Below are 19,801 nucleotides of genomic sequence, written 5' to 3' on the forward strand. Positions count from 1 at the left end.
GACAGCGTTGAGAGCTTGCGCGCCCTGCCTGGCGTTTGGCGCGCTCTGGTGGCTCTCGTGCGGCGGTCGCGCAAGGGGAGGGCAGGCTTGTCGCGTTCGCGCTTCCCCGCTCGAAGCAGCCACGACCACTTGGAGCCGACTGCGGATGTTCCGCTCGTGCAGGTGGTCATGGACGCAGGAGCGTGCCAACAGCGTGCGTCGGATCTGGGCGTGGCAAGTAACATGCTGATCATGGCGTTCGCAGCACGGCTTGCTTTCCGGATGGGCCGCGTCGACGCCTCAGGGTGCGTGAAGCTGGTGCTGCCGGTCAGCGACCGCCATTCAGGTGACCGGCGCGGCAACGCGCTGCGGTCGATCGCGGTGATGGCGGACCCCGATGCGTGCCGCAACTATCCGCACGCTTTACAGCGAGATGTCACGGCTGCGCTGGCGTCGCTGATCCGGCACGGTGATGACGTGTCGCCGTTGTTTCCGCTGATTCCGTATGTGCCGCTGTGGCTCGCGCGTCATCTGGAACGGGAGGCGCTCGGGACGGACCTGGCCGTTGGATGCAGTCTCATCGGCGAATTGCCGCTGGAGATGAACCGCCCCTGCGGCGAGGCATTGCTTTTGCAGCTTTCCCTTCTGGAGCGCTATACAGCCTCGGAGCTCGAACGGCTGGGTGGAGTGCTATTTATCGGGTGCTACGGTGTCGGCGAACGGCTGTACTTCACTGTGTCCGGCTACGTGCCAGACCGCGCAACGACCCGCGCCGAGTTGGTGCCATTGGTGCGCGATGCGCTCGCGGATATGGGCCTGTGCGGGACGGTCAGTTGACGGTAACCGATCAACAAAGCATATAGCGCGACCATCAGGATGGTCTCACCCTGATCGCCGCCGCGCATTCCTGAAAGCTGGGGCGCTGCTCTTGAGCGCGAAGATGCACCGTATGGCGGCCAAAGCGGTTGCCGAACGCTCAGGCCACGCGCAGCGCGTCGACGATCTTCATGCGGGCGGCCTGTACGGCCGGCAGGAAACCGCCGAGGAAGCCCATCACGAGCGCGAAGACGAGCGACCGCAGCACGATCCCGGGCGTCAGTACAAACCGAAATGCGAGCTCGGAGAGCGAGGTCCAGTTGAGTGTCGTGATCTTCACCTGCATCATGAGCGATGCGAACAAAAGCCCAATGACCCAGCCGACGAGCGCGAGCAGCAGCGCCTCAACAAGGAAAGCAACGAGGATGCGCGAGCGTCGGAACCCGAGCGCGCGCAGGACCCCTACCTCCATCATGCGGCTGGCCACGGCCGCGTACATCGTTATCGTCGCGCCAATGACCGCGCCGAGCGAGAACATCACCGAGAGCGTCATCCCGAGAACCTGAATGAACCCGGAGAGCAAGTGCGACTGCTCCTCGTAGAAGATGCGCTCGCGCTTGGCTTCGATGGTAAGGCGGGGGTCCGCTTCGAGGCGCGCCTTGAGCGCATCAAAGCTGGAGCGATCAGCGAGCCGCACCGTCACCGAAGAGAAAACGTCTCGCCGGAACGACTGCATGAGCTGCTCGCTATCGCTCCAGATCTCGGAATCGAACCCGCTGCCGCCCGTGTTGAACCGGCCTACGATCTTCCACTCCCGTTGAGCAAACCTGAGGCTCGATCCAATCTCGACGTCTTCGAAACGCCCTGCGAGCGCTCCGCCGATCACGATCTCGTTCGATCCCGGACGAAACATGCGCCCCTCGGCGACCCGCAGCTGCGGACGCACAGCCAGAGCGGCTGGGCCAACGCCGCGGATCAAAACGTTGCTCGCCTGCTTGGCGTTGCGCCTTGGCCGTGTGATCAGCACAGCCACTTCCTTCGATACAAGCGGCGCGCCTTCGGCCCCGATGGCAACCTCGGGCTGGCTTTCGATGATCCTGGCCTGCCGACGGTCGATCAGGCTCTGGATCTCGACTTCCGCAGAGCGGCGTACGAAGATAACGTTCGTGTCTTCGCCGGTTGCAACGAGCGTCTGCTTGAGACCGGAGTCAAGCATGAGCACGGCAGCGTAGACAAACACCACGAGGGCCATGCCTGTCGCGGTGAGCAAATTGGTGAGTTTGCGCACGTGCAGGTTACGCCAGCTGTAGGCGAGCAGTAACGGCATGGTCAGCCCAACGCCCGAAGACCATTGACGATGTTGACACGGGCTGCCTGGCGCATCGGCAAGACCGCGGCGAGCACCCCGACCACCAACGCCGCAAGTGCCTGAAATATGACGGTGCGGACGCTTACGATCAGTGTTGGGAAGAGGGTCGCGGAGAGCTCGGCAAGGCGCGCGGCAACCGGGGGCGTGAGCCCGATGGCGATCGCACCGCCGATCAATGCCAACACGACGGATTCCCCAAGGATCAATCGTGCTACGTAGCCTGGGCTGAAGCCAATGGCCTTCAGCGTGGCATACTCGCGGAACCGCTCGCGCGCCGTCATCGCCATGGTGTTTGCCATAACGGCCAAGATAATGAAGATCACCACGAACGAGACGATACGAATGGAAATCAGGATCGCCTCGGTCTGCTTCATGAAGCCGATCTGGAAAGCGCGCTCAGTCTCGGTGAGCGTCTCGGCAAGCGAGTTTCGGAACACGCCGTCGATTGCCTGACTGACGTCCGCGACGCGATTGATGCTGACAGCTTCCACGGCGAAGATGCCAACTTGGTCAGCTTGTGCCTTGGAGCGCACACGGAGTGTTTCGTTCAAGTAGTCCCAGTGGAAGAAAAGCTGCGAGGTGTCGGTTTTGCGGTCTCGGCCGTCAAAGACGCCACGGATCACAAACTCCCAGTTGCCCGGGAAAATCGTCCCGCGCAGCTGAATCACATCGCCTGGCTTGAGGCCGTAGCGGTTGGCGAGTTTGCGTCCGACAATCGCTCCGCGGCGGTCGCCCAGGAAGGCGCTCCGCACCTTGTTCGAAACAACGATGTCGGGGAACATATCGAGATAGCTCGCCGCATCGATCGCAAACTGGGGAAAGAAGTTCTTCGGATCCTTGTAAATGCCGCCGAACCAGCTCATGTAGGTGACGCGCCGCACACCTTCGACAGCGCTGATGCGCTTGTGATAGGCTTGTGGCAGCGGCAGCGCGAAAGAGATGGCGTTGCGGGTCAGCAGCCGCGAAGGAACGGCGCCCTCCACCCCCGCGTACCAAGTTTTGACGACGGTCTGGAGCACACCAAAGGCGAGGATCGCAACAACGAGCCCGACGAGCGTTAGGGACGTGCGGAGTCGGTTGCGCAAGACGTTACGCACCACGAGAGTGAGCCATTGGCTCATGATTGGCAATCACTCAAGGCGCTGCTCCACCAGATAGGAAAGATCGCCCTTCTCCAGACTCATGATGCGCTTCGCACGCGACGCCGCGCGGCGATCATGCGTCACCATCACGATCGTCTTGCCCATATCGAGGTTTAACCGCTGCATGATCTCAAGCACCTCCTCCGCGGACTGCCGGTCAAGGTCGCCCGTCGGCTCGTCGGCCACCAGCATCGTCGGGTCCGTGACGATCGCCCGCGCGATCGCGACGCGCTGCTGTTGTCCGCCCGAGAGCTCCGAGGGCAAATGTTTGACGCGATCGCTGAGGCCAACGAGACTGAGCGCGAGTTGCGCGCGGTCTCGGCGGTCGCGCCGCCCCAGGCTCGTGAGCGTGAGAGGCAACTCGACGTTCTCCAGCGCTGAAAGCACAGGCATCAAGTTGTAGAATTGGAAGATGAAGCCCACGTTCGCCGCGCGCCAGTCAGCGAGATCGCCTTCCGGAAGGAGCGTGATGTCCTCGCCACCCACCTCGATCGAGCCTTGATCCGGGCTGTCGATGCCAGCGATCAGGTTGAGCAGTGTCGACTTGCCCGACCCCGACGGGCCCATCAGGGCGAGGAACTCCTTACGACGGATGTCGAATGTGAGTTTGGAAAGGACTGGGACGATGTGCCCGCCGCGCCGGTAGCTCTTGCTCACGTCGCTCAGCGCGATAAGCACGTCTTCCCCCGCCGGCGCATCGGAGACGTGAAGCAAGGTCACTTCGCGGCCTGCTTGATTGCGCGCCCGTCAACAAGATCTTCCGGCGGTCGGACCACCACTCGCGTGCCGGCGTTGAGGTCATGTACCTCGATCTGGTCGCCCACCTTCGCGCCGAGATCCACGCTCCGCAGGCGAGCTTTGCCGTCCTCGATGACGTAGACGCGCTGTCGTCCGTCCACCTCGAAGACGGCCGCCATCGGCACCGCAAGAACAGGCTTGCGCTCGGATTCGGCTACTTCGCGCTCGAGGAAAGCCACCTTGGCGCTCATATCCGGAAGCATCCGCAAGTCGCGCTGCAGGAACCGGATTTTCACGAGGGTAGACGCCTTGGCGCGATCCACGGTCGGCACCATCCGGTTAACCAGGCCCTCGAAGCGCTCGCCGGGGATCGCATCCAGCTGGATCTCCACCGGTTGCCCCACATGGATGCTCAGGTACGACGACTCCGCCACGTCGGCTTCCACTTCAAGTGACTCCATGTCGGCGATGGTGACGACCGCGCCCTTGGTGTCGACCGCCTGCGAGAACGGTGTGATCGTGTCCCCTACGTTGGCGTGCCGCGTGAGGACAACGCCGTCGAAAGGCGCCCGGATAACGCTCTGGCCGACGGCAACGTCGGACACGCGGAGATTGGCCTGTGCAGCGACGATGCCGGCCTCGTACCCGGCAAACGCCGCTCGCGCCTTGGCGAGGCGTGCCTCAGCGCTTTCGCGCATCGAATCGCTTATGATGTTCTTCTCGCCGAGGGCCTCGGAGCGCCTGAACGCGATTTCCGCTTGCGTGAGCTCCGCCCGCCCCTGAGCGAGGTTGGCTTCCGCGACCTGCACGTTAGCGGCTGACTGGTCGCGCATCGCCTGCGTGTCGCTGCTCTCGATCCGGGCGATCACCTCACCCGCGTGCACCTTGCTGCCTTCGAGTACACCCAACCATTCGAGACGGCCTGTCGCCTTCGAGGCGACGGATGCCTTGCGTTGCGCAACCACGTACCCGGTCGCGTTCAACAGCGTCAGCGCTTGCGACGGATAGACAGAATAGACGACCGCCGTCTCGACGACGATCTGTGCATGCCGGCGCCACACCCACGTGGCGACCCCAATGCCGACGAGCATGGCGAGGAGAAGGACCCGAACCAGGACGCGGCGCAATTGTCTGCGACGCCGCGTGCCGGCGCTGCGGTCGATCGCAAGCGCGGATAGATCGGAGGCGACGGGTACGCCATCGCTCAGGGTTTGGGGCAAAGTCATCGTTTCATCATCGATTTCCGAGCAATGCAGCGCAGATTGTGAAGAAAATATCTCGTTGAGAAAGCCCTAGGCCGTGCAACTTGACGATTGTCCATTAGCATTAAAGGCGGCTCTTGACACCTATGATTTCGTATTCTCCAAATCTTCTCTAAACCCTGAAATAAAGCCGATGGCACCCACGCCAAAGCGATTGCCATAAGTTGAAGCCGCGAAAACCGGAGCGGGACCATAAAGTTCGCCGTCGCAGTACACGGGACACGAGGAGACATCGAGCCTGCGGCTGCCGTTGCACGTGAATTGCAGCGCCGCGGTCACGAAGTGAAGATGGCCGTGCCTCCCAATCTCGTCGAATTCGCCGAGTCGGCTGGTTTATTCTCCGTGCAGTCTTACGGCCCCGACTCCCAACAGCAACTGGAGGCGGAGGTTTTCCACGACTGGTTTAAGTTGCGCAATCCCATCAAGGTCTTGCGGCAGGCTCGAGAGTACCTCACCGACGGCTGGGCCGAGATGAGCGAGACCTTAGCCAAGCTGGCGGCCGGCGCTGATTTGATACTGAGTGGTACGACCTATCAAGAGGTAGCCGCCAATGTCGCCGAGGCCCAAGGCGTCCGGCTTGCCGCCCTGCATTACTTCCCCGTCAGGGCGAACAACCACATCCTGCCTTTTCAATTACCCCCGAGTTTAATCGAGCCCTTGTGGTCAGTCGCCGAGTGGTCGCATTGGCGCCTGATGAAGCCAGCTTACGATGAACAGCGCCAGGCCTTGGGACTTCCGGAGTCCAAAATTCGTGCCGTGCGCCGAATCGTCGAATACGGTGCGCTGGAAATTCAAGCTTACGACAAGGTGTTCTTTCCCGGGCTCCAGGAGCAATGGGGCTGGAAGAGACCTTTGGTCGGCGCGATGACTCTGGAATTCGCCACCCATTCCGACGATCGCGTGAATTCCTGGATCGGAGCTGGCCGCCCCCCAATTTACTTCGGGTTCGGCAGTATGCCGGTCGACAAACCGGCCGAGACCTTTGCGCTGATTATAAACACGTGCCAGGAACTCGGTGAGCGTGCACTGATCTGTTCAGGAGTCTTGCCCCTTGAAGACATAGCCCCCACAAAGGAAGTCATGATCGTGCGTTCGGTGAACCACGCCGAGTTCTTACCGCGCTGCCGGGCCGTCGTTCACCATGGCGGCGCCGGCACCACTGCCGCCAGCGTGCGCTCCGGCGTCCCAACTCTTGTACTCTGGGTCGGCGCCGACCAGCCGGTGTGGGCTTCACAGATCAAACGCCTGGGGGTCGGTACCTCGCGTCGTTTCTCCGCCATGACTCGGGAGACCCTTCACGACGACCTGCGGACCGTTCTGGGGCCAGGATGCGTCGCTCGGGCGCGCGAGGTGGGCAATCAGATGACCTCGCCGAGCCAGAGCCTGACAATCACTGTAGCCCTCCTCGAAGGGCTGGCCGCCAAGCACGCGGGATGCAGACCGGCAGCATTTGCGCAGAGCAACTTGGGATGAAGCAGCAGATAGGGATTCCGACGATCTCGCCTGGGTGTACCGGTTTGATCTCGGAATGGTGGGCAATATCGAGCGGAATCAGCGCTCAGGCAGTGACTGGCCCACGCCGAATAGATTCATTTCATTTGACTATCTCGCGCTCAATGAGACGCCTTCGTTATCTCAAGGGGGTGAACGCATAGGCGAACCCGATCCGGCCGGACTGCATGGACTGGTCATACAGGGTCGAGCGTGCGTAGGTCTGCGTGGTCGCGCTCCCGGACGTGAAAGCGTATTGGTCCTGTGTCCGAGCGCCGTCGAACCAGGTGTAACGATATTCGGCTCTCAACCGCCAGTTCGAATCCAGCTTGCGCTCGATGCCGACGCCCCCGGTCGGACCGTTGGCCCAGAAGGTCGCGTTGGGCTGGTAGAAGGCATTATCGGTGACGTTGCGCGCCTCGAACCCGCCGAACGTCCAGCCGCCAAGCCCGTATAGAAGGGTGTTGTCGTCCAGGAGAACGCCGGCCCGAAGCAGCGCGGAGGCCAGCCACCGAGCCGTGACCTACGGCCTGTAATCGCCCGTAGCGGTGGCGCCTGTTGGACCGCCGGCGTCGAAATAGCTATAGGCCCGCGTACCCGTTGAACTGAAGTTCAGATCGGCAATGCTGGCTTCGAGTTGTCCGCCAAGAACAAGGCGCTAGACTTGGAGATCGCCGCCCGCGAACAGATCGATGAAGCCGCCGCCGTTGCTGGCGGGCCCGGACAGGTCTGAGGGGTTGAATCCGCCTGGGCCGCTCGTCGCCCGTTCAACGGAATTGGTCTGGGATCTGGTCGCGGCGCCTCCGGCGGATGCACCCCAGAACAAACTGGTCCAGCTTGGCTAAGGTTGCGGTGCATTGAGGGGGTACGCTGGCTCTTTGGACGGCTCCGCGGCGGCTGCGAGCTCGTGGAGTCTTTGAACCAATGTTGGGATCCGATTGGCAATGCAGCCGGACCATGCTGCTCGTGACCACCTGTGGTCACTCAAGCATTAGATCGGAATAAATGCCGGGCCGCTTGCAGACGGACGCCAGGCAAAGCTCATAGATTTATAAACGGGCGCGGGCTCTCGTTCACGTATGTCGGCCTAACGAACAGTTAACGAAGAACCAATAGCATGTTCCGTCGTTGACCTGCAGAACGCCACCCGCACTGAGTGGGTTTAGGACCTGGGCCGATACCATGAAGGACCTCAGGGAAAGATTGGAGAAGCTCCGCGCCGACGCCGTGGATCTGAGCCTTATGAGCAGGCGATCGAGCGACCCGCAAAAGCGCGCACTTTTCGAACGCTTGGCAGATGAGCTCGCCATAGAGGCTCTCGAACTCGAGCAGGTGGTGAAGCTGCAAAGCTGGCGCTCCGGTCACAGCGACATGGATAAAGTCGTGCCCCTCCACGTGCGTCCAGATCGTCGCTGACCCAATCCCGCTTCCCTTTTTGGGCCACCGCCTCAACTCGCGGTCTCTCGTTCACAGCTGGCGGTCTTCTTGCGACAAAGCCTCGCGGTCTGTCCGGATCTCGGTCTACAGGCCAAACTCCGTCGGCTGCCGGGCCGGCCGGGGCGCTGCTTCGTCCCATTAGGTGGCTTGGCCCAGGGCGACTTCACGCTTGCCCAGAAAATTGCTCTCGAAACCGAGGAGAGCCTCGCGTTGAGCGTCGCCAACAGCTTCCCGGGGGCGATCGGCTGGCGCCTACTCTGTCGTCGTCCCTTAGAGGGTAGGGGCTCGCGCGTACGCCTTTTCCCGAGTTAGATTTCGCGGCGCGTCGATTAGGAAATCGTCCAACTTCCGGCCACCTCGAAGCTGCGGCCGCAGCCACCGAGGCAGTCTGCCGCGGCCGGACCATGTCTCCGCCGGGTTCTTTGGGTTGCTATATTTGGGGCGAACGGGCGGGTATGGACGGCGCTTACGATCGAACCGTACAGCTTTCTCGACCAGTCCAATTTTGTGGAGCCGCTCCTCCAACCGTGCTTTTTGCACCAAAATTTTCTGACTGAGGGTGGCGGCGACCTGTTGGTGAAGTATCCAAAGCTCGTCAAGGGAAAGCGAATTGAAATGCTCGGTGTTCATCGCTCGATCCAATTCTTGGGAGAAGGCCCAGGCAGACAAGTCGGGAATGAAGGAGCAGACAAGCCATGAGTTAAATAGTCGTCGTGCAATCCACATTTAAATGAGGAGGTAGAACGGGAGAAAGGCGCGATGGCGGTAATATCGTGACGGAGCATTTAATTTGGTGCGAGGCGAATCCTCACTCAGGCCCGCACACCGGCATCGTATCATCCACAACCTACCGCTCGACCAGTTGCGCTTTCACATTGCCATTGCGAAGGTGAGCGCAAACACCGGAGCGACAGTGATTAACCGGGCGGCCGCGTCGCGGATCGCGAGCGGGATCGACGCCCCACGTAACGCATGTGGCTCGATTTAATGAATGCGCTGCCGCGTGTTGCAATCGAAGAGTGTTGGATGGCTGTTAACTCGGATGGCCAGGAGCACAATTAATCCATCACGTTGCCAGATTTAAGCCGCATGGGGCCCATGTCGCCGCGAAGGCTCGTGCCGAGTAGGGGCGCAACACCGGGAATTTTCGATGTCGCGTCATTTGCAATTTTACTTGGCCGGTTTGGTCCTTGTCGGAGGCCTTTCGTCGACACCAGCGTGCTCCGACCCTTTTACCGACTTGTTCAATATTGCTCCGCGCGAGCTCGCTACAACCTCATCGTTGCAGCCGGAACGCTTGCCGCGGGCCGGCAGCTCACCTGGCCACGCCAACACTGGGTCTATCGGCGGGACGGCCACCGCAAATGCTGGTTCCTAGCCGAAGGCACCGCGACGGTGCGAAAGCCAGCTCACGGTAGTGTGGCCGCCCGCGCCGCTAGTCCCGTCGAGAACCAGGCCGCGCAGCAAAGGTCGAGCCCGATGATCGATGCGCGCGTGGAGTTGCTACCCTCTTCGCCCGTGGATCGGGCTCCGCCGACGCCGCCAGCACGCGAACTCAAGGTGGTTGATGCCGCTCCTTTTTCCGAGGCGAGCAAGCCGGCCCTGATGCCGGCGCGACCCGTCGCGGATTTTCCTACCAGCCAGCTCACGCCCGAGCACTCCGTGCCGCCCCAAGTTGACGTGGAGAAGCTTCCCGCGGCCGTGCGAGCCGACTCACCTGCAGCTATCCCGATGGCCGCGCACAATGAAGAGGTGCGCGACGAGCCGCGCAGCTGGACGGTCTGATGACGCTGGGGGCTTTTCGATTTTAAGCTCGAACCGCACGGTTCGGCAGACGTGAAATTACGCCACCGATGCGCGTACACAGGGCGGGTTAGTTGACGCGGCCCCGAGATCGATGAGTTCACGCCGGTATAGCCGAATTGCCACACGCACAAAGGTTCCGCGCGCCTGCACTCGCTGGTCAATTGAATCGACTTGACTCGTTGGTGAGAGACGAAGCGACCCGGAGGCTCTCCCGGGCGGGCTAGAACCCGGGTCGCCCCCACATAGCTTTTGGCTTATTGCGTCTCATGGACGCGCATGCACGACGGGCCCGCGGTCGGCGGCAGCGCGGTCCCGTGCTACGGATTCAGGTGCGGACCTCCTAAGCAAGGGGCCGACTATCTCCGGCGACCGCGAGAGAGGCCCCGGCTTTACGGGGTGGAGATTGCCGGCCGGGGCCGCTCCGAGCGCTAGCAAACCTCCAAGTTTTCCTCTGCGCGTTCGTTCCTCTAACGAGCGCTACAGATCGCAAATTGCGGCGGCCTGCCACTGCTGAAATTCAGTCTGACCTCAGAACTCCGGTTGCCGCATCCACCGCAAACGAACCGCGGCTCTATATCAGAGAAGCGAACGTCGTCCGGCCAGCGATCGGCGCTAAGAGCAACATGGTGACCGCAATGGCAGTAGATCAGGACGCCGCGTAGCCCATCTCGCGCATCTCACCAAATGTGATCTTGAGCGGTCGGCCGTCAGCGTGCGTAGGCGTGTGGCGTCGGACAGGACGGGACATGCCGCCATTAAAGCGCCATCGTAAGTACATCGCAAATTATCGATTCCTAGTAGCTGTCGACCCGCGAACCTCGGCCCGTCCTGGTGGTGCGCAACGTATTCCAATCGTAACGATAAATTAGGAGCTGAGGTTCAGGCTGTCACTGTTCGGACCTCGCACACCCGAGCGATCCTTTGGTACGCTTGGACCCCAGCTCCGACCTCAGCCCGGATCTGGGGTCTTTGCGTTAGCCGCGGAAAGAGCCACTTCACGAAAGTAGATGAAGCCATGGGCCCGACTCGGAACGAGGAAATGAGCGAGAACGCACGGGAGGAGTTAAGAGCGCAGGCCGAACAGCTTGAAGCGGGTGCTCGTCGACTTCCACAGCAGCTGGGCCGTGACCAGCTACTCAAAGACATTGTCGAATTCCGCACCAAATTGAGCGCATCGCACCAGGAATAGACGGCGCTCGACGGGGGTCAGCGGTCCTCCCGATCGTCGCGGCCTTTCTGATCTACAACGCTTGGGGCGCCCGCTAGTCGGCGGAGAGAACGGCCCCAGCGCTTGTGTGGCTGCGGGCTAGGGTTATCGCCGGGCCGCCCCGCCAGCTGGCTCTTTTTCGATTTGGATTCAATGACCGGCGACGATGGCGGGTCAGTCGGCTCGTCCGAAGGCCGATCAACTTCGCTCCGATTTCTTCTGCTGCCTAACATTCCAATAAAGCCGGCCGCCACCAGCAGGGCCCCTGCAATCATAAGCCAGTGCGGTAACTGCGGAAAGGGCATCGGCTGCAGGTCCGGGAGCTTTGATTGGCAACTTTCAAGCAGTCGCGGTTTAAGTTCGTTCCTAGCCAACGGCAATGCCACAATGATGACGCTGCGGATGATCGGCCTCGATGATTACACGGTCCACGAGGATCGGCAGCTAATCGGGCGCATCCGCTACGCGAGCGAACGCTCCCTTGGACTTTAGCTGTGGACATGCATCGTGACGCTTCCCGGTCTGCCGTTCGGGGAAGCTGGCTCGCTCGATGAAGCCAAGCGCGGCTTCAAGGTCGCCTGGGAGAACTTCAAGGCGAAGCATCGGCCAGAAGAGCTGGCGAACGGAAATGAACCGCGCGAGCAGGCCAGTGCGGTAGCCGCACGAAGTCCTTATTCGCCCGGTACGCCCAACAACTGTAGCGTTATCGACCTGTTCAAGCTGGCGTTCGATATCGCTTCGCTGATCGGCGTCTTCGGTAGCTCCAAGTTGCTCGGCGAGCTTTTCCTTTCAAGCGAGCAACACTCTCCGCCCTCCGCTCCTGAGATTGCCACATCCGCCGCTGAGATGAAAAAGGCCGCAGGATCAGCTCATCTCCTGCGGCCTTTATTTTCCCGGGAAAATTGAGTGCTTACGGAATGGACACTTCCAGCCCCGGCTGTTGGCGATCATTCCAGAACCTGGTTTGCGGGTTGAGTCCCAAAACATCTGTTCCGAAGCGGAACATGGAAGGCTGTTGCGCCTGCGCAACGTCTTGCCGTGATGCGGAAGAGGGCGGGTGCATAACCTGAAGTTCTGCCGTGTTTCATCGAGAAGTCCGCCCAGTATTCTTGCGGCGGTTGAGACGTTCGAATCGGTGTAGATTCGAGAAATGGTGAAAATGCAAGTGCACCATCAACCGTAGCAGCAAGCTCGGCCGACGGGGAGGAAGCATGGTAGCAGCTCTGCAGATAAACTTTGCGCTGTGGGGAATGATTGTTTGTGCCGCCTGCGAGTTTCTGCAACTCGTCGAACTATTTTAGAACAGCAGCCAGCCTCCGACTGCAATCACCGTCTTGGCGATAACCTACAGCCACGCCAGCGTTGCTACTAGCTGCAGTGCTGAAGAAGGCTACCGGCAGAACCGTGAAGTGTGCCTTTGTGGGAGGCGAGTGAGCTGAGTAACATCGTTCTCGGTGTCTTCCCCCCTTCAACCCCGCGGCCACGGGCCTATGGGGGCGGCCGCTTTAATTATCAGGGCGACCACCGTGATCGATTTGCCGCCGCTGCTGAACTTCCAGAACGTGCAGATCGGCCTATGCGCCATGGCTCGGACTCGGTGAAGGTGAACCTCATCAACACCAGGAAACCTGAACAAGAATGCAGGGCCTCTTCTGGGGGCCTTTGCTGGTGGTCTTCATGGCCGAAACTGAGGCTACCGTCATTCGCCCCCAACCGGGCCCCTGGAGACATCGGCATTTTTCTCGAGCATCTCCAAACGAGAGATGTGCCACATAATTTTTGTATTACTTGTGCGTCAGCTTGCCGGCGAAAATCATCCCACGCGCGTCCGCAACGGCGCAATTGGCGCCGCGAAGGTCCATGCGGGTTAGAGCACGGTGTAAGGGGGGAGGGGAATGGCAGTTTTCAGCCACGATCCGTCCTTGCTCACCGCTCGCCCCCAGTTTCACGCGCGTCTGCAAACCAAATGTTGGGGGGTATCGCGTGGCGCCTCGTCTGCCGCCGGCCAATCGCTGGCGACCGCGAGCCGGTCGAGGTCGCGCTCGTACTTCGGGCGCAGTTGATGAAGAACATCAGAACAAAGGTTTCAAAATGACTGATATTCACAACGCTCCACTAGACGCAACCGAACCGGCAACAGATGCAATCGAGGGGATTCTTGTTCAAGTCTGCTCGATAGTAGCAGAGACACTCAAAACAGGGCCAATGTCGTCCCTGACCAGAATAGTTATCCTCCCAGGCCGACCAGCAAAAGTGAAGTCGCGCACGGCCTCGCCCAATGCGATCGTCGCCATCTTTCGAGCCGCATCAATGCTCTCGAATTCCTCGCCCGCGCGGTCTACGGTAACGAGTTCCGCTTCATGGTAGTCGAAGTGGTATCGGGCCATGCCGGCTAAATCAGTCCGGGTGGGGACGTTCCAAAAACTTTGCTGAGCTTTGATCCTTCGCTCGAATTCAGCTCATGAAGATATTCAGCGCTGAACTCGGCTACATCCATAAGCTTCTGTGGGCGGAGCGGAGTCACGGTTTGGTTCTGCCATTCAATCAGGCCCTCACGCCTGAGTTCCTGGATCGTCCTGTTCACATGCACGATTGAAAGCCCACATGCGTCGGCAACATCTTGCTGCGTGAGCGGAAGTCGGAAACTGCCGTTGTCCGCCAGCCCAACGAATTCCATGCGGGTGATAAGCTCGCAAAGAAGATGCGCGACTCTACCCAAGGCTTGGCGCGATCCGAGATTCTCAACCCACTCGCGGTAAATAGCAGCATGAATCAGCGTCTCGCGCCAAAAAGCGTGCGTGAGCGCGGGCGATTCCGTCATCGTCTTTCTGAGATATGAATGGGGGATAGAGGCTATCGTCGAACTGCCCACGCTGCAAAGATCACAATCCGCGACCGGCAGATGCAGGGTAGGCAGGTCGGGCATATCGCCGGCTATGTAGAACGACGAAATCTGGTTTCGAGCGTTCACCACTTTTTGCCGAGACAGAAGCCCGCTCATCACAACAATGCAGACGCCAGGCTTGTCGCCCTGGCGCAGGACGTATTCACGATCTCCAAGGGATTTCACCCTGTATGGTATGCGTGTGAGCCTAAGTTGATCTTGTTCAGACAGACCGACCACCGCGCGTAGGCGCGCTATTAGCTTCTGATGCGGCATTGGACGCTCCCGTGCGATGCAGGCGGGAGCCCATTTGGTCTCTCAGCCACCGACGCCTACGGACAAAGCCTTGGCCAGTGGTGGCACGTTAACGCACGCTATATGGCTCTGTTCCAATCAGAAACCGGCGGTTCTTGAACCCGGAAATTGAGCTGGCACCCATGTCTTAGTTCGGTCATTGAAATCTCACTTGTTCCTTCGCATCGGTCTAGCGGGGTACGGCGCGATTACCACGGCCGGCAAGTCGGTAAATGCCGCTTCGACGCGGAGCCTGTCCCAAGTCATCGGCCCGTCCATCTTCTCAGGTTTGCTCCTACGCTTAGCGAACTGATGCGGACGCGCGTCGGTTCGATCGTGTCGGGTGGTCCAAGGCGCGGGCGCGTGTCGCGACCAGCCTTTCTTTAGTCAAAGTTCGAGCACTAGCTTTGGTTTTTGAAAAATGGAGACGTGACGTGGCGATGGGGACTGTAAAATGGTTCAACCCGACGAAGGGCTACGGGTTCATTCAACCTGACAACGGCGGCAGGGACGTCTTTGTTCACATCTCTGCAGTTGAGAAGGCTGGTTTCACCTCGCTCGCAGAGGGAGCCAAGGTTAGCTTCGACGTCGTGAACAATCGCGGTAAAGACTCGGCGGAAAATCTAAGAATCGGCTGATACACCCAAGCGGGTTGGCGGCGTTTGCCACGTCCGGAAGGTCGGTAGGACGCCTCGGCACAACGAGACGCGTGGCTGATGATCAACAGTTGTCCACGCGCGATTTCCGAAACTCAGCTGGGCCATCTATGAGTCGGCACTTTCGAGCCTTGACGTCATCGGCGCTAGCATCTTGATCGAGCAAACCATCGATCGCGTCTGCCGCCAATTCGCCGGCCCGATCACTTTGTGTCGGATAACCGTCGAGCCAATCCTGTTCTGTCGCTAATTCGGACCACGCACGCGCCATCCGCTTGTAACGGAGTGCCGCCTGCGCATTGGTCGCCCCCTCGGCGACGCTTGGTACGAAGACAGCCTTAGGGACAATGCAGCATGACCGGGTAGTGGTATCTCGGAAGCGTCGAGCCATAGCCTAGGGCGACGCCCCCAAGTCCCTTGTTTGTATGCAAAATGAGAACCCAAACATGGTCCGGGAGGGGCCGACTCAATCTCTCTCACCATGGGCCTTAACTTCCGGCCGCATAATGGCGGGGGTTACGCCGCGACTTTTCAGAAAAATTTCACCGGGCCGCGCAGACGGCCAGAACCAGCACATAACGAACAAACAATGAGACCCGCCAACGACAACGCGCGGTGATACGCCGACCACTTCACCGACCCCCTTGTTACCCGCCGTGCTGGTTGGAAAACACCATCCGTGACCTCCCAACATCCAGGTGCAGCTACGCGCGGTGTCCATCGGCCTTGATCTCGTAGATCCATCCGTCGCCGTGGGGCGGACTCTCGCGCAAGCGGTCGTTGTGTCCAACGGGCCTACAGACCAGCGCTCCGACAAGGTCCGCCGGTGAAAACGGCTTTGGCAGAAAGCCCATTTCAGGTGGTAGCCAGTCAGGTCTATTCCCGGAAATAACGAGAATATTCATTCCAGGAAAGTTCGAACGGGCGAACTGTGCCAGTTCTATCCCGTTCCCGCCTCCAGACAGTCCGACATCCGCGACGAGGAGCGCAAGGTCCGCACCGAGGCGGGCTGTCACCAGTTCTGCCGCTTCTGCGCTCTCGCACTGAATGACGTCCATGTTTTGGGATTTAAGCGATTCGACGAGGATTTCGCGCTGTTCCGAATCATCTTCAACCACCAACGCGAGCTGAGGCAGTATGCACATGGCGGGACTCACGAGTTGCTGTTTGGAGAGAAGCTCCTGTGTCCTGAAAAGTTCGGTTTCTGTTTGAAGTAAATTGGTTCCAGAGACTCCGTCGCCCGCCAATGATTTGATGAGGCCCCAGGCCGGCGTTCGGCTCAAGCGCGTGAACCTCAATATGGCTCCGGGGTGCAGTTATCCCCCTAGGGGGACCCACCTTGCTCTTAGCGCCCGTGACAGAATCAATGGGACCTTGCTACTCCGACGATCCAACACGGTCGGTTCGTCAGCGAGGTCATTCATCGGTCGCGGTGAAGACCTCTTCGAAATGCTTTTTTACCCAAAAATTGCATTTGCAGGACCTTTGATGGAGGGCCGCAATTTGGCGCACAATGAGGGTGCCGCGCCCGGTTTCGATGAGACCGCTAGTCCTGAATTGTTGGATGATCCGGCTCGTATACGTCCGACCTATTCCCAAAAAGTCGGCAAGTTGCTCATGCGTCACTCGCACTTCGCTTCCGCCGCTGTGCTCTACCGCACTGATGATCCACTTCGCAGCACGCTGCTCGACAGAATGTGCTGCATTGCAGGCCGTCGATTGGAAGATCTGTGCTACGAAGCAGTCAGCGTATCGTGCGAACAATTGCCGCAGCGAAGGCGACTGGTGTTGCGCTTCGGCCAGCTTGCGGACTGAGAGCCTGACTAAGGGGCCGCCAAGTCTGACTGTGACTCGGGAGTAGGCTGGCAGAAACCCGCGGCTGACTATCCCACCCACTGCCCCTTCATTCCCCACCATAATGGCCTGCACGTCTCGGTCCTCTTCTACCGCTACCGCAAACGAAACCAGAGCTTGCCCACATGGAAAATAGACGTTCTCCACGTGGTCGCCCGGATGATAGAGCACTTGGCCGGAACGGCCCTCGATCTCCTCGAGATTGGGTTGGAGCGCTGTGAAATCATCCGTGCTCAGAAGGCGGAGTAGTCTACTGTGGGGCCGGCTCGCACCCCTATTCTCCCTTTCCGAACCCACCTGCTCTTCTCCGCCTTTGCAGAACCGGCGACATGTACGTTCCATCTGTGGGAACTGACGGTGCGAAAGTGAACACAACGAGGCGCTACACGTTGTTTATTTCGGCAGTGGCTCGTGACTGTAGAGTAGGGCGGCAGTGCCTCAGTCGGACGAGACCGCCGGCATGACTTCGGCACCTGGTGGTAACTCTCGTGTGTTCGGAATGGGTTGGCCACCAACAGGGATCGGCTGAAAACATCGCGCCTTGTGCGGTATATGCGCGGGCTCTCTGCGGCAAGACGCCCCCACCACGTTGACCTCGGGATTAATCGAAGGTCGACCGATGGTGTTGTAGATGCCTAACCGGCCCTCTGCCTTGGGCTTGGGCAAGGTGACTGCAACGCCGCCTGTTCGCAGGCCATTATCTGTTCTCCATCGAAGTAGAGCGGCCGGCGACCGCAGCTACTGCGCGAGGGATCGTCACCGGATGGCCGGGACGAAGACCCGGGCGCGGGCGCGCCCCGGCACACGGAACTCTGCGGCTTTGCGGGAAGTTGGGTACGGAGAGACCAACTGGGGAGACGATATGAAGCGAATTACCAAATGGCGGGCCGCAGCGAGGCGCGAGCTGATCGAGCCGAACGGTGACAAGCGGTATATCCGCCGCGTCGCCAAGGGCCAGATCAAGGAGAGTGACGACGTAAGCCGCTCGCTCTCACAGGATCGCCGCACGAAGGCTAAGAAGGTGGCCAAGGCGGGGCAGGTCCATCGCGGTGACCGGAAGTCGTCCAAAACAAAGCCGCGGAAAAAGACGAGTGCGCGAACGTAGCACCACATTAGATCTCTTCGGAGCGCCCCACCTTCCGGAAGGCACGAAGTATCAGCCGGACTTTCTCGTGCCCGAGGAGGAGCACGCGTTGCTGCGTCATGTCGAGCGCCTGCCGTTCAGCGAATTTGAGTTTCACGGATTCACCGGCAAGCGCCGGACCGTTTCCTTCGGTTGGCGCTACGATTTCAACGGCGGGGGCCTTACGAAGACGGAAGATATGCCGGAAGTCCTCAGCGAGCTTCGCGCCCGCGCCGAAACCTTTGCCGGAAGCGCTTCCGGTAGCTTTCAGCAGGTTCTCGTCACGGAATACGCGCCGGGCGCCGGCATCGGCTGGCACAAGGACCGCTCGGTATTTGGCCACGTCGTGGGCATCTCACTCCTGTCGCCCTGCACGTTCCGGCTCCGTAGAAGAAAAAAACGGATTCGAGCGAATGAACCTCGTTGCCGAGCCGCGCTCCATCTATCTTCTGCGGGGTCCCTCGCGCACCAAATGGCACCACAGCATTCCCGGCGTCGAAAGCCTGCGTTACTCACTTTCATTCCGCAACGTAGTCGAAGGGCGCGCATCATAGTGGCCCGCGTCTCCACATTTCCGAAGCGCCTGCAGCCGATGCTCGCGACGCTCACTGATGCGCCGTTCGATGACAAGGGCTGGATATTCGAAGACAAGTATGACGGCTTCCGCATGGTGGCAAAGATCGAAGGCGGCAAGGTCACTCTCTACAGCCGCAACGGCAAGATTATCAGCAAGAGCTATATCGAGGTCGCGAAAGCGCTGGAGGGCGTAAAAGCCGACGCCGTCATCGACGGCGAGCTTGTCGCTCTTGGAAAGGACGGCGTCTCTCATTTCCAGCTGCTGCAGAATGCGCTCCGCCATGAAGCGAAGCTGCAATACTGTGCGTTTGATCTGATGTTTAAGGATGGAGAAGACCTTCGTCGTCTGCCGCTCACAGAACGCAAGAAGCGGCTGAAGGCCATTTTACCCGAAAAACAAGCTGATCGCGTTCAGCCGCGACCGGAAGACATTTGGGACAAAATTTTTCGAGGAAGCCGAGCGGAAGGGTCTCGAAGGCATCATGGCAAAACGCGCGGACAGCAAATACCTGTCTGGCGCACGCACCGATGAGTGGCTCAAGATCAAGACCGCTAAGCGCCAGGAGGTCGTCATTGCGGGCTTCACAGCTCCGCGGCGGACGCGGCCGTTCTTCGGCGCCCTGACCATTGCGCTGCGTGAAGAAAATGGCTGGCGATATATCGGACATGTCGGCACGGGATTCAGTCATGAAGCGTTGGAGGAGCTTCACAAAAAACTCGTTAAGCTGAAGACTGCCAAATCACCATTCGGAAAAAAAGTGAAAGATGAGGCCGTTACCACATGGGTAAAGCCGCTGCTTGTCGCCGAGGTGAAATTCACCGAATGGACAAGCTCCGGCGAAATGAGGCACCCGGTCTATCTCGGCCTGCGCGAAGACAAGCCCGCGGAAAAGTCGTGCGTGAGTACGAAAAACATCCAATTGATAGTAAAGCGCTCGGCCCTCGCTCCTGAAGATCACGAGCATACCGCGCGCCTTCGGCTAAACCGCCAACTCCTTGCGGACGGCAGCCGCCGAATTACCGACTTTATCAATCGCCCTTTGCAACTCTTCCTGGGACAGACGGAAGTGCTTGAGCCAGTAGTGCAGCTCGGTCCTGTCCTGCAGGTTTATCTTGCTGCGATCCGGCGGAAGCTTGTGCGTCAGGCTCGTCATCGGGGTGCCTCAG

The 19,801-nt window shown here is 59.9% G+C and carries 18 protein-coding genes and 2 pseudogenes; 10 read left to right on the forward strand and 10 right to left on the reverse strand.

Translation table 11 applies throughout. The features are described from left to right. Nucleotides 1–222: 222 nt before the first annotated feature. Complete coding sequence (locus ABIB00_RS29825; RefSeq protein WP_354106823.1) at nucleotides 223–816, forward strand: hypothetical protein; 594 nt, start codon at nucleotides 223–225, stop codon at nucleotides 814–816. A gap of 139 nt (nucleotides 817–955) precedes the next feature. Here ABIB00_RS29825 and ABIB00_RS29830 read toward each other — a convergent pair whose 3' ends face one another. From ABIB00_RS29830 to ABIB00_RS29845, 4 genes are read right to left on the reverse strand one after another with little or no spacing between them, the layout of a single operon-like run. Beyond that, on the reverse strand, nucleotides 956–2,122 hold the full coding sequence (locus ABIB00_RS29830; RefSeq protein WP_354106824.1) for an ABC transporter permease: 1,167 nt from the start codon (nucleotides 2,120–2,122) through the stop codon (nucleotides 956–958). Between the two features lie 2 nt (nucleotides 2,123–2,124). Beyond that, nucleotides 2,125–3,285, reverse strand: coding sequence for an ABC transporter permease (locus ABIB00_RS29835; RefSeq protein ID WP_354106825.1), 1,161 nt, complete (start codon nucleotides 3,283–3,285; stop codon nucleotides 2,125–2,127). A gap of 9 nt (nucleotides 3,286–3,294) precedes the next feature. Further along, a complete protein-coding gene (locus ABIB00_RS29840; RefSeq protein WP_354106826.1) occupies nucleotides 3,295–4,026 on the reverse strand; it encodes an ABC transporter ATP-binding protein in 732 nt (243 codons plus the stop codon). Beyond that, nucleotides 4,023–5,270, reverse strand: coding sequence for an efflux RND transporter periplasmic adaptor subunit (locus tag ABIB00_RS29845; protein WP_354106827.1), 1,248 nt, complete (start codon nucleotides 5,268–5,270; stop codon nucleotides 4,023–4,025). The genes ABIB00_RS29840 and ABIB00_RS29845 overlap by 4 nt, the downstream gene beginning before the upstream one ends. 228 nt (nucleotides 5,271–5,498) lie before the next feature. On the opposite strand from ABIB00_RS29845, the gene ABIB00_RS29850 reads away from it, so the two are divergent. Then, nucleotides 5,499–6,779 carry a glycosyltransferase gene (locus ABIB00_RS29850; protein ID WP_354106840.1) on the forward strand — a complete coding sequence of 427 codons (1,281 nt, stop codon included), beginning with the start codon at nucleotides 5,499–5,501 and terminating at the stop codon, nucleotides 6,777–6,779. A 157-nt stretch (nucleotides 6,780–6,936) separates the two neighbouring features. Here ABIB00_RS29850 and ABIB00_RS29855 read toward each other — a convergent pair whose 3' ends face one another. Then, nucleotides 6,937–7,305 carry an outer membrane protein gene (locus tag ABIB00_RS29855; RefSeq protein ID WP_354106841.1) on the reverse strand — a complete coding sequence of 123 codons (369 nt, stop codon included), beginning with the start codon at nucleotides 7,303–7,305 and terminating at the stop codon, nucleotides 6,937–6,939. 674 nt (nucleotides 7,306–7,979) lie between these two features. Between ABIB00_RS29855 and ABIB00_RS29860 the strand changes: the two genes are divergently transcribed. After that, nucleotides 7,980–8,213 (forward strand): hypothetical protein, encoded by a 234-nt coding sequence (locus ABIB00_RS29860; protein WP_354106828.1) that lies wholly within the window; start codon nucleotides 7,980–7,982, stop codon nucleotides 8,211–8,213. A gap of 291 nt (nucleotides 8,214–8,504) precedes the next feature. On the opposite strand, the gene ABIB00_RS29870 is transcribed toward ABIB00_RS29860, so the two are convergent. After that, nucleotides 8,505–8,960 (reverse strand): H-NS histone family protein, encoded by a 456-nt coding sequence (locus tag ABIB00_RS29870; RefSeq protein ID WP_354106829.1) that lies wholly within the window; start codon nucleotides 8,958–8,960, stop codon nucleotides 8,505–8,507. Nucleotides 8,961–9,713: 753 nt separating this feature from the next. Here ABIB00_RS29870 and ABIB00_RS29875 point away from each other — a divergent pair. From ABIB00_RS29875 to ABIB00_RS29885, 3 genes are all read left to right on the forward strand, one after another. Next, the gene (locus tag ABIB00_RS29875) at nucleotides 9,714–10,019 is read left to right on the forward strand and encodes a hypothetical protein (RefSeq protein ID WP_354053337.1); all 306 of its coding nucleotides are present in this window, start codon (nucleotides 9,714–9,716) and stop codon (nucleotides 10,017–10,019) included. A gap of 1,060 nt (nucleotides 10,020–11,079) precedes the next feature. Continuing rightward, nucleotides 11,080–11,229: a hypothetical protein gene (locus ABIB00_RS29880; RefSeq protein ID WP_354106830.1), complete on the forward strand. Its 150-nt coding sequence runs from the start codon at nucleotides 11,080–11,082 to the stop codon at nucleotides 11,227–11,229. 525 nt (nucleotides 11,230–11,754) lie between these two features. Beyond that, nucleotides 11,755–12,153 (forward strand): hypothetical protein, encoded by a 399-nt coding sequence (locus ABIB00_RS29885; protein WP_354106831.1) that lies wholly within the window; start codon nucleotides 11,755–11,757, stop codon nucleotides 12,151–12,153. Nucleotides 12,154–13,409: 1,256 nt separating this feature from the next. Here the strand turns inward: ABIB00_RS29885 and ABIB00_RS29890 are convergent. Together ABIB00_RS29890 and ABIB00_RS29895 are read right to left on the reverse strand one after the other, a co-directional pair. Further along, nucleotides 13,410–13,634 (reverse strand): DUF6894 family protein, encoded by a 225-nt coding sequence (locus tag ABIB00_RS29890; protein WP_354106832.1) that lies wholly within the window; start codon nucleotides 13,632–13,634, stop codon nucleotides 13,410–13,412. A 5-nt stretch (nucleotides 13,635–13,639) separates the two neighbouring features. Further along, nucleotides 13,640–14,407 (reverse strand): Crp/Fnr family transcriptional regulator, encoded by a 768-nt coding sequence (locus ABIB00_RS29895; RefSeq protein WP_354106833.1) that lies wholly within the window; start codon nucleotides 14,405–14,407, stop codon nucleotides 13,640–13,642. A gap of 452 nt (nucleotides 14,408–14,859) precedes the next feature. Here ABIB00_RS29895 and ABIB00_RS29900 point away from each other — a divergent pair, with 452 nt between their 5' ends. Beyond that, entirely contained in the window at nucleotides 14,860–15,063 is a 204-nt protein-coding gene (locus ABIB00_RS29900) for a cold-shock protein (protein WP_354106238.1), read from the forward strand. A gap of 722 nt (nucleotides 15,064–15,785) precedes the next feature. Here ABIB00_RS29900 and ABIB00_RS29905 read toward each other — a convergent pair. After that, nucleotides 15,786–16,364, reverse strand: coding sequence for a response regulator (locus tag ABIB00_RS29905; RefSeq protein WP_354106834.1), 579 nt, complete (start codon nucleotides 16,362–16,364; stop codon nucleotides 15,786–15,788). 133 nt (nucleotides 16,365–16,497) lie between these two features. Then, the gene (locus ABIB00_RS29910; RefSeq protein WP_354106835.1) at nucleotides 16,498–17,277 is read right to left on the reverse strand and encodes a Crp/Fnr family transcriptional regulator; all 780 of its coding nucleotides are present in this window, start codon (nucleotides 17,275–17,277) and stop codon (nucleotides 16,498–16,500) included. A 520-nt stretch (nucleotides 17,278–17,797) separates the two neighbouring features. Here ABIB00_RS29910 and ABIB00_RS29915 point away from each other — a divergent pair. From ABIB00_RS29915 to ligD, 3 genes and pseudogenes are all read left to right on the forward strand, one after another. After that, on the forward strand, nucleotides 17,798–18,040 hold the full coding sequence (locus tag ABIB00_RS29915; RefSeq protein ID WP_354052952.1) for a hypothetical protein: 243 nt from the start codon (nucleotides 17,798–17,800) through the stop codon (nucleotides 18,038–18,040). Continuing rightward, nucleotides 18,027–18,612, forward strand: a pseudogene (locus ABIB00_RS29920) (alpha-ketoglutarate-dependent dioxygenase AlkB). Before ABIB00_RS29915 ends, ABIB00_RS29920 begins: the two are co-directional and overlap by 14 nt. After that, a pseudogene (gene ligD, locus ABIB00_RS29925) lies at nucleotides 18,612–19,524 on the forward strand (non-homologous end-joining DNA ligase); the annotation flags it as partial. The pseudogenes ABIB00_RS29920 and ligD, both read left to right, overlap by 1 nt. Between the last annotated feature and the right edge of the window lie 277 nt (nucleotides 19,525–19,801).

It is taken from the genome of Bradyrhizobium sp. LB14.3, from assembly GCF_040547985.1.
Classification (GTDB): Bacteria; Pseudomonadota; Alphaproteobacteria; order Rhizobiales; family Xanthobacteraceae; genus Bradyrhizobium.

Bases quoted from the DNA above. Each gene is read 5' to 3' on its own strand.
- ABIB00_RS29890 (WP_354106832.1), bottom strand. From the start codon at position 13,634: ATGGCCCGATACCACTTCGACTACCATGAAGCGGAACTCGTTACCGTA.
- ABIB00_RS29870 (WP_354106829.1), bottom strand. From the start codon at position 8,960: ATGTGGATTGCACGACGACTATTTAACTCATGGCTTGTCTGCTCCTTC.
- ABIB00_RS29835 (WP_354106825.1), bottom strand. From the start codon at position 3,285: ATGAGCCAATGGCTCACTCTCGTGGTGCGTAACGTCTTGCGCAACCGA.
- ABIB00_RS29895 (WP_354106833.1), bottom strand. From the start codon at position 14,407: ATGCCGCATCAGAAGCTAATAGCGCGCCTACGCGCGGTGGTCGGTCTG.
- ABIB00_RS29845 (WP_354106827.1), bottom strand. From the start codon at position 5,270: ATGACTTTGCCCCAAACCCTGAGCGATGGCGTACCCGTCGCCTCCGAT.
- ABIB00_RS29830 (WP_354106824.1), bottom strand. From the start codon at position 2,122: ATGCCGTTACTGCTCGCCTACAGCTGGCGTAACCTGCACGTGCGCAAA.
- ABIB00_RS29910 (WP_354106835.1), bottom strand. From the start codon at position 17,277: ATGGAACGTACATGTCGCCGGTTCTGCAAAGGCGGAGAAGAGCAGGTG.
- ABIB00_RS29875 (WP_354053337.1), top strand. From the start codon at position 9,714: ATGATCGATGCGCGCGTGGAGTTGCTACCCTCTTCGCCCGTGGATCGG.
- ABIB00_RS29880 (WP_354106830.1), top strand. From the start codon at position 11,080: ATGAGCGAGAACGCACGGGAGGAGTTAAGAGCGCAGGCCGAACAGCTT.
- ABIB00_RS29825 (WP_354106823.1), top strand. From the start codon at position 223: ATGCTGATCATGGCGTTCGCAGCACGGCTTGCTTTCCGGATGGGCCGC.
- ABIB00_RS29860 (WP_354106828.1), top strand. From the start codon at position 7,980: ATGAAGGACCTCAGGGAAAGATTGGAGAAGCTCCGCGCCGACGCCGTG.
- ABIB00_RS29915 (WP_354052952.1), top strand. From the start codon at position 17,798: ATGAAGCGAATTACCAAATGGCGGGCCGCAGCGAGGCGCGAGCTGATC.